This is a genomic window from Streptomyces sp. GESEQ-4 (assembly GCF_017948455.1).
Lineage (GTDB): Bacteria > Actinomycetota > Actinomycetes > Streptomycetales > Streptomycetaceae > Streptomyces.
Map to the genome: position 1 here is coordinate 301,169 of NZ_JAFFSU010000008.1, position 12,821 is coordinate 313,989.

Consider the following 12,821-nt stretch of genomic DNA (forward strand, 5'->3'; position numbering starts at 1 on the left):
GACATGTGTGGCATCGCAGGCACTTACCGATGGCCGGACGGGAAGGTCGTGACCGACCGGCTCACCGAGACCCTCACCCACCGCGGTCCGGACGGGGCGGGCCGCTACGGCCACCCCGTCGGTGACGGTGAAGTACAGCTCGGGCACCGTCGGCTGGCCATCATCGACCTGTCCGAGACTGGCGCCCAGCCGATGGTCTCGGACGGCCTCGCCCTGACCTACAACGGCGAGCTGTACAACGCGCCCGAGCTGCGCGCCGAACTGACAGCCGCCGGGGTGCGCTTCCGCGGCACCTCCGACACCGAGGTGCTCCTGGAGGCCTGGCGGCACTGGGGCACCGACTGCCTGCCCAGGCTGCGCGGCATGTTCGCGTTCGGGATCTTCGACGAGCGCACCGGTGAACTGGTGCTGGCCCGCGACCAGTTGGGCATCAAGCCGCTGTTCCTGCTCCGGCGCGGCGCGGGTCTGGTCTTCGCCTCCGAGCTCAAGGCGCTCGCGGCCGTGACCGGCGGGTCGCTGGAGGTGGACCACGCGGCGCTGGTGGCCTCGCTGCTGTACTACTGGGTGCCGGACTCACGGTGCGCGTTCCGCGAGGCGGAGAAGCTGCCGCCGGGGAGCTGGATGAGGTTCCGGCCCGACGGCCGGGTGGAGCGCGGCCGGTTCTGGAACCTGAAGGACGTCGCCGCCGAGGGCCGGGAGCGGGCCCTGGCCGGCGAACAGCCGGACCTGGCCGCCATCGTCGAGGAGTCGACCCGGCGGCACCTGCTCTCCGACGTCCCCGTGGCGACCTTTCTCTCCGGCGGCCTCGACTCCAGCTACCTGACCGCGCTGGCCGCCCGCCACCAGCCCGGGATCTCCGCCTACACGATCGGGTTCCGCGCCGAGGACGCCAAGTTCGAGGCAATGCCGGACGATCTGCGCTACGCGCGTCAGGTGGCCGAGCGGTTCGGCGTCGACCTGCACGAGATCGAGATCGCCCCGAACGTACTCGATCTGCTGCCGCAGATGACGTACCACCTGGACGAGCCGATCGGCGACCCCGCCGCGATCAACACGTTCCTGATCTGCTCGGCCGCCCGGGAGGCCGGGGTCAAGGTGATGCTCTCGGGGATGGGCGCCGACGAGCTGTTCGCCGGGTACCGCAAGCACCTGGCCAACCTGCTGGCGCTGCGCTACCAGCGCGTCCCGCGGCCCCTGCGCCGCGGACTGTCCGCGGCCGTGGACCGGCTGCCGGTCGCCTCGGCCCGCCGCGGGTACCGGTCGGTGCGGTTCGCGAAGCGGTTCCTCTCCTTCGCCGATCTGCCGGAGGAGACCGCGTTCCGGCGCAGCTACACCATGTACGACCAGGAGGAGCTGCTCGGCCTGCTCGATCCCGACCTGGCCGGGACGGTCGACGACGTCCTGACCGAACATGCGGACACCTACGAGGACAACGACCTCGACGACTTCGTCAACCGCATGTGCCTGACCGACGCCCGGATGTTCCTGCCGGGTCTGAACCTCGCCTACACGGACCGCTCCAGCATGGCCGCCTCGACCGAGGTACGGGTGCCGTACGTGGACGTCGAGGTGGTCAAGGCGGCGTTCGCCGTGCCCGGCGACCGCAAGATCGTCGGACGGCAGGGCAAGGTCGTGCTCAAGGAGGCGGCCGGCTCGATCCTGCCCCGGGAGATCGTGTACCGGCCCAAGGGCCTGTTCAGTGCCCCGCTGCGGGCCTGGATGAGCCGGGATCTGGCACCGCTGGTGCGCGAGGTGGTCAACGACGGCCTGCTGGTCAATTCCGGGTTCCTGCGCCGCGACGCGCTGGCGCGGATGGTCGCCGAGGACGCCGCCGGGCAGCGGGACTTCTCCAAGCATCTGTGGCATGTGCTGACGCTGGAGTACTGGTATCGCGACGCGACGTCCGGGTCCGGCCAGAGCGCTCGCTCGACGGCGTAGAAGACGCGTAGAAACAAGGGGACTTCGGGTGAAACAGGTTGTGCAGAACTACAAGAGCGGCGAGCTGGCGGTGCTCGACGTTCCGGCGCCGGGGTGCAAGCCGGGCGGTGTGCTGGTCCGCAGCGCCTACTCGCTGATCTCCACCGGCACCGAGCTCATGAAGGTGTCCGAGGCCGGCATGTCGATGCTGGGCAAGGCCCGCTCCCGGCCCGACCAGGTGGCCAAGGTCATGCAGAGCGTGGCCACCAACGGGGTGCCCGCCACCTACCGCAAGGTGATGGGCAAGCTGGACTCCTACACACCGCTGGGCTACTCGCTGTGCGGGGTGGTCGAGCAGGTCGGCGCCGGCATCGACGACGTGAAGGTCGGCGACCTCGTGGCCTGCGCCGGCAACGAGCACGCGCTGCACGCCGAGCTGAACTGGGTGCCGAAGAACCTCTACGCCCCGGTGCCGGACGGACTCGCGCCCCGGCACGCGGCCTTCGGCACCGTCGGGTCGATCGCGATGCAGGGCGTCCGCCAGGGCGAGTCACAGCTCGGCGAAGTGGCCCTGGTCATCGGCCTCGGGCTGATCGGGCAGCTGGTGGTACAGCTCCTCACCGCCTCGGGAGTCCGCGTCGTCGGCGCCGACCCCGACCCGGTGCGCTGCGAACTGGCCGAGCGTCTGGGTGCCGCGGCCTGCGGCGACCCCGCGTCGGCCGCCGTGGAAGCCGCTGTCGCCGAGCTCACCGACGGCCACGGCGTGGACCAGGTGTACCTGGCCGCCGGCGGCGGCAGCAATCAGCCCGTGGAGCTGGCCGCCCGGCTCTGCCGGGACCGCGGCCGGGTGATCGACATCGGCAAGTGCCGTCTGGACCTGCCGTGGAACGCGTACTACGAGAAGGAGCTCGACGTCCGCTTCTCCCGCAGTTACGGCCCCGGTCGCTACGACCCGGAGTACGAACTGGAGGGCCGGGACTACCCGATCGGCTACGTGCGCTGGACCGAGCGCCGCAATCTGGCGTGCTTCCTCGACCTCGTCGCCCGTGGCCGCGTCGATGTGGAGCCTCTGATCTCCCACGTCGCCGACTTCGATGACGCCGTGGAGACGTACCAGCGCCTGAAGGACGGCGAGTTGAAGGCCGTGGCCGTGCTGTTCCAGTACCCCGACCAAGCGGTGGAAGCCGAGGCTCCGGCGGTGGCCGTGCCCACGGTGAGCGTGAAGCGGAGTCCGGCCCGGGCCGCCAAGACGCCGGTGCGGCTCGCGTTCGTAGGCGCGGGCAACTACGCGACGTCGATGCTGCTGCCGCACCTGGCACAGCGCGACGGCGTCGAGTTGTCGACCGTCGTCACCACGACGGCGCTGTCCGCGGCCAACGCGCAACGGAAGTTCGGCTTCGCCGAGGCGACCACCGATCTCGACGCCGTACTCGGCGACAAGTCCATCGACGCGGTGTTCGTCGTCACCCGGCACAGCTCGCACGCCGAACTGACCCGGAAGGCGCTGCTGGCCGGCAAGACCGTCTTCGTGGAGAAGCCCCTGGCCCTCAGCGAGGACGAACTGGCCGGCGTACTCGCGGCGGTGGAGGAGTCCGGCAACGACCGGCTGCAGGTGGGCTTCAACCGCCGGTTCGCGCCGCTGCTGCAGGAGGCCAGAGAGCGGTTCGGCGCCCGGACCGGTCCGGCGAACCTCCGCTACCTCGTCAACGCGGGCCGGCTGCAGCACGGCAGTTGGTACCTCCAACAGGGCAGCGAGGGCTCGCGGTTCGCCGGTGAGGGCGGACACTTCATCGACACGGCGAGCTGGCTGCTCGACGCCGACCCGGTCTCGGTGTACGCGGTCGCCCCGTCCGGCAACGAGGACCTCCAGGTCGTACTCCGCTACCCGGACGGGTCCACCGCCACCATCAGCTACGTCACCACCGGACCGGCCAGTCTGCCCAAGGAAACCCTCGACCTCGTCGCGGACGGGAAGGCGCTGCGCCTCGACGACTTCGTCCGTGCCTCGGTGTACGGCCGCAAGAAGTGGGTCAGTTCGCGGCTGCCCAAGGCCCGGGACAAGGGCCAGAACGCCGAACTGGCCGCGTTCATCAAGGCGGTGCGGACCGGCGGGCCGATGCCGGTGCCGCTTCAGTCGCTGGTCGCCACCACGGCGGCCACCCTCGCCGTGCAGGCGGGCCTCGCGGGCGGTGCGCCGGTGACGCTGGCGGGGCCGCGATGAGCATGAGTGCGGGCTGGTATCTGCGGCGCCTTTCCCGGATGGGGCCGCGGGAGGTCGCGGGCCGGGCGGGCGACGCGGTGCGCAGACGCCGGTGGCGGTCGGCGCGGCCCGACTCCCCGAGCGTGACCGGCGCCCGGTTCACCGCGGTCCTGCCCGAGGGGACGATCGCCGCGGTGCCACCGGACGCCGCGAAACGGCTCATCGCCGAGGCGGACCGGCTGATGGACGGGCACGCCGAGTACTTCGGGGTGGTCCGCGACGACCTGGACGACCCGGACTGGTGGCGCGACCCGAAGACCGGGCGCCGGGCTCCGGAGGGCTACGCCTTCGACGTGCCGTACCGGAACGAAGACGCCGTCGGGGACATCAAGCAGATCTGGGAGCTGTCCCGGCACCAGTACCTCACCCAGCTCGCCGCCGCCTACGCGGTCACCGGGAACGAGCGGTACGCCGAGCGGGTCGCCCAGCACCTGCGGTCGTGGTGGACGGCCAACCCACCGCTGCGCGGCGTGCACTGGATCAGCGGCATCGAGCTGGGCATCCGGCTGCTGTCCTGGGTGTGGGTCCGCCGGCTGCTCGACGGCTGGCCGGGCGCGACCGACCTGTTCGAGGACAACCCGGTGGCGCTGAACCAGATCTGGCACCACCAGCGCTGGCTGGCCGCCTTCCCCAGCCGGGGCTCTTCGGCGAACAACCACGTCATCGCCGAGGCCGCCGGCCAGTTCGCCGCGTCCTGCGCCTTCGACTGGTTCCCCTCGTCGGAGAGTTGGCGGGCGGGGGCGCTGCGCTCACTGGAGCGGCACCTGCGCGGCAACACCTACGTCTCCGGCCTCAACCGCGAGCTGGCCACCGAATACCACGGACTCGTACTGGAGTTGGGCCTGGCCGCCGTGGCCGAGGCGGATGCCGCGGGCGTCCCGGTCCCCGCGACCGTACGCCTCGTACTGCTGCGGATGACCGACGCGCTCGCGGCCGTCGTGGACAACCGGCTGCGGCCGCCGCGCCAGGGGGACGCGGACGACGGGCACGGTCTGGTCGTGGACGGCGCGGGCACCGACCGCTGGGCCTCACTGCTGGCCACCGGGGACACCGTGTTCGGACGGCTCGACTGGTGGCCGGCCGTGACCGGCACCGATGTGCGCACCCCGCTGCTGGCCGCGCTCATCAAGCCCAGTGAACGGTCCGTGAGCCGTCCGGTGAACCGACCGTCCCACTTCGCCGACGCGGGGCTCACCATCCTGCGCGGTCCGGAGGAGATCTGGTGCCGCTGCGACGGCGGCCCGCACGGCTTCCTGTCCATCGCCGCGCACGCCCACGCGGACGCGCTGTCCGTGGAGGTGCGGCACGACGGGGTCGACGTACTCGCCGACCCGGGGACGTACTGCTACCACGGGCAACCCGAATGGCGGCAGTACTTCCGCTCGACCCTCGGCCACAACACCCTGCAACTGGACGGCGGTGACCAGTCCGTCTCCGGCGGCCCGTTCCTGTGGACCCGGCATGCCGAGACCCGCGTCCTGACCGCCGACACCTCCGGCGACGGCGTGGCCCGCTGGTGTGCCGAACACGACGGTTACGAGGGCTCCGTGCACCGCCGAAGCGTGGAACTGACGGCGGAGACCCAGGAATTGACGGTGGTCGACGAGGTGCGCGGCTCGGGCCGGAAGGTACGCCTCGCGTTCCACCTCGGCCCGGCGATCACCGCGGACCTGCTGGGGAACCGGGCCGTGCTCACCTGGACCCGGGACGGCGAGGAGCGCTCCGCGGTGCTCGACCTGCCCGGGCAGCTGTCCTGGCAGGCGCACCGCGGCGAGACCGATCCGCCGCTGGGCTGGTACTCCGCGGGATTCGGGCGCAAGGAACCCGCCACCACGCTGGTCGGCACCGGCTTCGCCGACGGCGCGGAAGGTTTCACCACCGTGCTCAGGTTCCGGGGCTAGGGGGGCACGTGGGTTTCAGAAGGCGGCACTGGGCGTCGGCGGCGGCATCGTCGGCGCTGGCCCTGCTGGCGGCGACCGGCTGTACGAGCACGCCGGACGACTCGGCGAAGCCTGCCGACGCGCCGCCCACGTCCGGTGCGCCGTCCACGTCCGGTGTGCCGTCCCCGGACGTGGCCCGGGTGTGCGCCAAGCCCGCCGCCGGGCCGGCGAAGGCACCGGCGGGCGCGGTGACCGTCGACCCCGCGGTGGTCGGTGACCTGGCGGCGAAGACCAAGAGCAGCCCTCCGAACACCACGTTCTGGCTTCGGCCGGGCACGCACCGGCTCGACCCGGACCGCTATGCCCAGGTGATCCCCAAGAAGGGGAACCGCTACCTCGGCGCGCCGGGCGCGGTGCTGGACGGCCGGAAGAAGAACCAGTACGCGTTCGGCGGCGGTGCCCCCGACGTCACGATCCGCCACCTGACCGTGCAGGGTTTCGTCGCGCCGCACGACCAGGGCGTGGTCAACCATGACTCGGCCGACGGGTGGGTGATCGAGCACGCGACGATCCAGAACAACTCCGGTGCCGGGCTGATGGCCGGTGCCCGCCAGCAGGTCCGCGCCAGCTGTCTGCGCGACAACGGCCAGTACGGCATGAACGCGTACAAGGGCGGGGGCCGTATCACCGGCCTGGTGGTCGAGGGCAACGAGATCGTGGGCAACAACACCGACGACTGGGAGCGGCGGCGGGAGGGCTGCGGCTGCACCGGAGGCATCAAGTTCTGGGCCGTCAACGGTGCGGACATCCGCGGCAATTGGGTGCACGACAACCGTGGCACAGGGTTGTGGGCGGACACCAACAACAACGACTTCCGCATCGAGAACAACGTGATCGAGGCCAACGACGGTGCCGCGCTGATGTACGAGACCAGCTACAACGCGGTCATCCGGAACAACACGATCCGGCGCAACAACTGGGTCGAGGGCCGCAAGTACACCGCCGGCGAGGACAACTTCCCGTTCGCGACCGTCTACCTGTCCGAGTCCGGCGGCGAACCACGGATCCGAGCCCGCACGGACAAGATCGAGATGTACCGGAACGTGCTGGAGAACAACTGGAACGGGATCACCCTGTGGGAGAACGCCGACCGGTTCTGCAACAGCCCGGCCAACACCTCGTCCGGTGACTGCACCTTGCTGGTGAAGAAGACCGACCGCTGCGCGAAGCCGGCGATCGCCAAGCCACCGCTCTACGCCGACTGCCGGTGGAAGACCCAGCGGGTGGACATCCACGACAACCGCTTCGTGCTGGACACGTCCGTCGTCAAGTGCACGGTGAAGTGCGACCGCATGGCGGTGCTGTCCAACTACGGCACCTATCCGGACTGGTCGCCGTACCAGGGCGAGAAGGTGGCTCAGGCGATCACCCACAAGCAGGACAACCGCTGGCACGACAACGTCTACCTCGGACCGTGGAAGTTCGTCGTCCAGGACCAGAGCCGGCTGATCGACTTCGCGCAGTGGCAGGGGAAGAGCTACCGGCAGGACGCGGGGAGCACCCTCGACGCACAGGCCGGTGGTTGAGATGGCGACACAGTTCGACGCCGAACCGCGCCCTGCCGGCACGCCGAAGACCGTCGGGATCGCCTGGGGACTGCTGGCCCTCAACACGCTGGGCTCCACCGGGGCGGACACCATCGTCCCGCTGCCCCGTTCCCTCATCCAGTTGGTCACCATGGGCTCGCTGGTCGCCGCGTTCGCGCTGGCGCTCGCGGTCAATCCCCGGCTGCGCATCAGAGCCAGCGCCTTCTTGTTCCTGCTCACCCTGCTGCTGGTGCCGAGCATGATCTCCAGCGTGGACCTGGAGTCCGGGTTCGGCGCGCTGTTCCGCTGCGCCCGGCTGGCTCTCTTCATCGGCACGCTGTGGCTGCTGAGCCGCTGGTGGGACGGCGGCCTGACGTTCGTCCGGCACCACATCCGGACGTACTTCGCGGTGCTCGCGACGGTGGCCGTCGGCGCGGTCATCTCACCGGGCGCAGCTATGCCCGAGCGCTATGGCGGGCGGCTGGTCGGCGCGTTGTGGCCGCTCACCCCGCCGCAGATCGGACAATACGCGGCGGTGATCATCGGGCTCACCGTGCTGCTCCTGCTCGGCCGCAGAACCGACCGGACCAGCGCGGCGGTGGTCATCGTGCCGTCACTCGCCCTGCTCGCCCTGACCCACACCCGGACGGCCACGATCGGTCTGCTCATCGGGCTGGCGCTGGCGATCGGCTCGCTCATCCTGACCAGCGCCGCCGCCCGCCGGTTCTTCGTCTGGACGGTGCTGTGCGCCGCGGTGGCCGCCGTGGGATTCGCCTCCGCGCTCCAGGCATGGTTCCTGCGCGGACAGAGCAAGGAGTACTTCACCAGCCTCACCGGCCGCGCCAAGGTCTGGGACGCCCTGCTGGCCGAACCCCGCACGACCGCGGAGAAGGTGTTCGGCATGGGCCTGGGCGACAAGTCGTTCGGCGGGCTGCCGATCGACAACAGCTGGCTGGCCGTCTACCAGGAACAGGGCCTGATCGGCGTCACCTTGGTGTCGGCGATCATCATCGTCCTCGGCGGCGTCGCGTTGCTGCGGCCACCGTCGCTGCAGAGGGCCTGCGCGATCTTCCTGATCAGCTACTGCGCGATCGCGTCGTACACCGAGGCCGGCCTCGGCGACGCCTCGCCGTATCTGCTCCATCTGGCCCTGGCCGCCTCGCTGTTGGCGGCACCTGCCACAACGGCTCCGCTCGCGATACCCGAAGTCCCGCGACGACACGTCCCGCGCTGGGCCCGTAGAACGGAGGTGGTCTGAGCATGCACGTCCTCGTGGTGCACAACCGCTACGCCTCGGCGCAGCCGAGCGGGGAGAACAAGGTCGTCGACCAGGAGGTGGAACTGCTGCGCGCGGCCGGCCACCGGGTCGACCTGTTCGAGCGGCGCAGCGACGACATCGCCGCCCGGTCCCTGCTCGGCAAGGTCGCGGTGCCGCTGCTCGTGCCGTGGAACCCCGGGGTCCGCACGGAACTCACCGCCCGGCTGCGCGCCGACCGGCCGGACGTGGTCCACGTCCACAACGTCTTCCCGCTCCTGTCGCCCGCGGTCCTGGCCGCCTGCGCCGACGCCGGAGTGCCCGCCGTCGCCACCCTGCACAACTACACCCAGGTCTGCCCGCCCGGCACGCTGCAGCGGGACGGCCGGCCGTGCACGGAGTGCGTCGGGTCGACGCCGCTGCCGGCCGTCCGGCACGGCTGCTACCGGAACTCCCGCCTCGCGACTGTGCCGCTCGCGGTCAGCCTGTCGGTCAACCGGCGGCGGTGGTGGACCGGCGTCGAGCGGTTCTTCTGCATCTCCGCGGCACAGCGCGACGTCCTGGTGTCGGCCGGCATGCCGGCCGAACGCCTTGCGGTGAAGCACAACTTCGTGCCCGACCCGGACGACCGCCGGTCGGGCGAGGGCGAGCATCTGCTCTATCTCGGCCGGCTCGCGGAGGCCAAGGGCATACGCCTGCTCATGGCCGCGTGGGACGAGGTCGCGGCGAGCGGCGGGGTGGGCGTACCGCTCGTGATCGCCGGCACGGGGCCACTGGAGCGAGAGGTGACCGCCTGGGCGGCGGGCCGGGACGACGTGCGCTACGTCGGCCTGCTGGACCCGGCGGAGTGCCGGAAGGCCGTCGCGCGGTCCGTCGCCGTGGTGGCTCCCTCGACCTGGCTGGAGGCGTTCGGCCTGGTGGTCGTGGAGGCGATGGCGGCGGGGGTGCCGACCGTCGCCGCCGGTCACGGCGCCTTCGTCGAACTGGTCGAGGACGGGGTGACCGGGCTGCTGCACCGGCCGGGGGAGTCGGCCTCGCTCGCGGACCGCATACGCCGGATCGCGGCCGAGCCGGCCCGGAACCGGGAGATGGGCGAGGCGGCCCGGCGCCGCTACGAGCGGGACTTCAGCCCGGCCGTCGGGCTGGAGCGCCTGCTGGAGGAGTACCGCACCGCGATCGCGGGTCGGTCGGAATCAATGGGGGACGGAATCAATGGGGGGCAGTAGATGACACGATGCCGACTGTGCGGCTCGGAGGCGCTGGCGAGCGTCGTCGATCTCGGGGCGACGCCGCCATGTGAGAGCTTTCTCGCCGCGGACCAACTGGACCAGGCGGAACCGGCGTACCCGCTGCACCTGCGGGTCTGCACCGACTGCTGGCTGGCGCAGATCCCGCCGCTGATCACGCCGGAGGAGACGTTCAAGGAGTACGCGTACTTCTCCTCGTACTCGACCTCCTGGGTGGAGCACGCGCGTACGTTCGTCGCCGACGCCGTACAGCGGGTGGGACTCGACACCGAGGGCTCCGACGCCTTCGTCGTCGAGGTCGCGAGCAACGACGGATACCTGCTGAAGCACGTGGTGGACCGGGGGATCCGCTGCCTGGGCGTCGAGCCGTCGGTGAACGTCGGCGCCGTGGCGCGTGAGGCGGGCGTACCCACGCTCACGGAGTTCCTGAGCCCTCAGACCGGCTCGGCCGTGCGCGCCGAGCACGGTCCGGCGAACCTGGTCGTGGCGAACAACGTGTACGCGCACATCCCCGACGTGGTCGGATTCACCCAGGGGCTGCGCGCCCTGGTCGCCGACGACGGCTGGGTCTCCATCGAGGTGCAGCACCTGCTGACCCTGATCGAGGACAACCAGTACGACACGATCTACCACGAGCACTTCCAGTACTACACGGTCGCGTCCGCGATCCGGGCCCTGGCGAGCGGCGGACTCGCGCTCGTGGACGTCGAGTTGCTGCCCACGCACGGCGGCTCCATCCGCCTGTGGGCCCGGCCGGCCGAGGTGGCGGGCGAGCCGACGGAGCGGGTGGCCGACGTACTGGCCCGGGAGAAGGCCGCCGGGCTGCAGGAGCTGTCCGGGTACACCGAGTTCTCCGCCCGGGTGGCGAAGGTGCGCCGGGACCTCCTCAAGTTCCTCATCGAGGCGGCCGAGCGCGGCGAGACGGTCGTCGGCTACGGCGCCCCGGGCAAGGGCAACACGCTGCTCAACCACTGCGGCATCCGGCCCGACCTGCTCCCGTACACGGTCGACCGCAACCCCTACAAGCACGGCCGGTTCACCCCGGGCACCCGCATCCCGATCCTGCCGCCCGAGCAGATAGCCGCCGACAAGCCGGACTACGTCCTCGTCCTCCCGTGGAACCTGCGGGCCGAGCTGGTCGAGCAGCTGTCCTTCGTCCACGAGTGGGGCGGCCGGCTGGTCTTTCCCATCCCGGAACTGAGCATCGTCGAGGTCGCGTCCAGAAAGGTCACAGCATGAAGGTCGTTCTGTTCTGCGGCGGTTACGGGATGCGGATGCGCAACGGAACCTCCGACGACGTCCCCAAGCCGATGGCGATGGTCGGCCCGCGGCCGCTGATCTGGCACGTCATGCGCTACTACGCGCACTTCGGGCACACGGAGTTCATCCTGTGCCTCGGCTACGGGGCCCACCACATCAAGGACTTCTTCCTCAACTACGAGGAGACGACGTCCAACGACTTCGTGCTGCGCGGCGGGCGGACCGAGCTGCTGTCCACCGACATCTCGGACTGGACGATCACGTTCGCGCAGACCGGCATCGAGTCACCGATCGGGGAGCGGCTGCGCCGGGTGCGGCACCACCTGGACGGCGACGAGATGTTCCTCGCCAACTATGCCGACGTGCTCACCGATGCGCCGCTGCCGGAGATGATCGAGAAGTTCACCCTGCGCGACGCCGGTGCGTCGATGATGGTGGTGCCGCCGCAATCCTCCTTCCACTGCGTGGAGTTGGGAGAGGACGGCCTGGTGGGAGGCATCACCGCGGTGAGCGACATGCCCCTGTGGGAGAACGGCGGCTACTTCGTGCTCCGCCAGGAGGTCTTCGACCACATACCGGAGAACGGAGACCTGGTCGCCGACGGTTGCGCCCAACTCGCCAAGCAGGGACGGCTGGTGGCGCACCAGCACCGCGGCTTCTGGAAGCCGACCGACACCGTGAAGGAGCGGGCCGCGCTCGACGCCGCCTACGCCCGAGGCGAGCGTCCATGGGCCGTGTGGGAGCAGGACAGTGCTGGGGTGAAGGCGTGATCCGGCTCGGCGCCGGGCGCCTGGACCGGATCGTCGCGGTGGGCGCGCACTGCGACGACATCGCCATCGGCGCCGGCGGCACGCTGCTGACGCTGTGCCTCGCGCACCCGGGTGTCCGTGTCGACGCGCTGGTGCTTTCCGGCGGCGGCAGTGAGCGCGAGCAGGAGGAGCAGGCCGCACTCGCCGCCTTCTGCCCGGGAGCCGACCTGCGGCTGACCGTGCACAAGCTGCCGGACGGCCGGCTGCCCGTGCACTGGGACGAGGCCAAGGCAGCGGTCGAGGAACTGCGCGGACAGACCGACCCGGATCTGATCCTGGCCCCGCGCACCGACGACGCGCACCAGGACCACCGCGGCCTGGCGCAGCTGATACCCACCGCGTTCCGCGACCACCTCGTGCTCGGCTACGAGATCGTCAAGTGGGACGGCGATCTCGGCCGTATGGCGGCGTACCAGCCGCTGTCGCCCGAGGTCGCCGAACAGAAGGTGCGGCTGCTGCAGGAGCACTACCCCTCGCAGCGGCACCGGCCCTGGTACGACCGGGAGGCATTCCTCGGTCTGGCCCGGATCCGCGGCATCGAATGCCACGAGCGATACGCCGAGGCGTTCGCCGTCACCAAACTCACGCTCGATCTGGGGGACTGAAC

Annotated in this window: 9 protein-coding genes; all 9 read left to right on the forward strand. The window is 70.8% G+C overall.

What is annotated here, in order from left to right:
- Positions 1-3: 3 nt before the first annotated feature.
- The 9 genes from asnB to KCH48_RS18610 are packed head-to-tail and all read left to right on the forward strand — an operon-like array spanning position 4 to position 12,819.
- On the forward strand, positions 4-1,938 hold the full coding sequence (gene asnB / locus KCH48_RS18570; protein WP_210575440.1) for an asparagine synthase (glutamine-hydrolyzing): 1,935 nt from the start codon (positions 4-6) through the stop codon (positions 1,936-1,938).
- 28 nt (positions 1,939-1,966) lie between these two features.
- On the forward strand, positions 1,967-4,138 hold the full coding sequence (locus KCH48_RS18575) for a bi-domain-containing oxidoreductase (protein ID WP_210575442.1): 2,172 nt from the start codon (positions 1,967-1,969) through the stop codon (positions 4,136-4,138).
- Positions 4,135-6,078 (forward strand): alginate lyase family protein, encoded by a 1,944-nt coding sequence (locus KCH48_RS18580; protein WP_210575444.1) that lies wholly within the window; start codon positions 4,135-4,137, stop codon positions 6,076-6,078. The genes KCH48_RS18575 and KCH48_RS18580 overlap by 4 nt, the downstream gene beginning before the upstream one ends.
- Before the next feature lie 8 nt (positions 6,079-6,086).
- Positions 6,087-7,643 carry a right-handed parallel beta-helix repeat-containing protein gene (locus tag KCH48_RS18585; protein ID WP_210575446.1) on the forward strand — a complete coding sequence of 519 codons (1,557 nt, stop codon included), beginning with the start codon at positions 6,087-6,089 and terminating at the stop codon, positions 7,641-7,643.
- A gap of 1 nt (position 7,644) precedes the next feature.
- Complete coding sequence (locus KCH48_RS18590) at positions 7,645-8,901, forward strand: O-antigen ligase (RefSeq protein ID WP_210575447.1); 1,257 nt, start codon at positions 7,645-7,647, stop codon at positions 8,899-8,901.
- A gap of 2 nt (positions 8,902-8,903) precedes the next feature.
- Positions 8,904-10,124: a glycosyltransferase gene (locus KCH48_RS18595; RefSeq protein WP_210575448.1), complete on the forward strand. Its 1,221-nt coding sequence runs from the start codon at positions 8,904-8,906 to the stop codon at positions 10,122-10,124.
- Complete coding sequence (locus tag KCH48_RS18600) at positions 10,125-11,384, forward strand: class I SAM-dependent methyltransferase (protein WP_210575449.1); 1,260 nt, start codon at positions 10,125-10,127, stop codon at positions 11,382-11,384.
- A complete protein-coding gene (locus KCH48_RS18605) occupies positions 11,381-12,175 on the forward strand; it encodes a glucose-1-phosphate cytidylyltransferase (protein WP_210575450.1) in 795 nt (264 codons plus the stop codon). Before KCH48_RS18600 ends, KCH48_RS18605 begins: the two co-directional genes overlap by 4 nt.
- Complete coding sequence (locus KCH48_RS18610) at positions 12,172-12,819, forward strand: PIG-L deacetylase family protein (protein WP_210575451.1); 648 nt, start codon at positions 12,172-12,174, stop codon at positions 12,817-12,819. The genes KCH48_RS18605 and KCH48_RS18610 overlap by 4 nt, the downstream gene beginning before the upstream one ends.
- Positions 12,820-12,821: the final 2 nt, after the last annotated feature.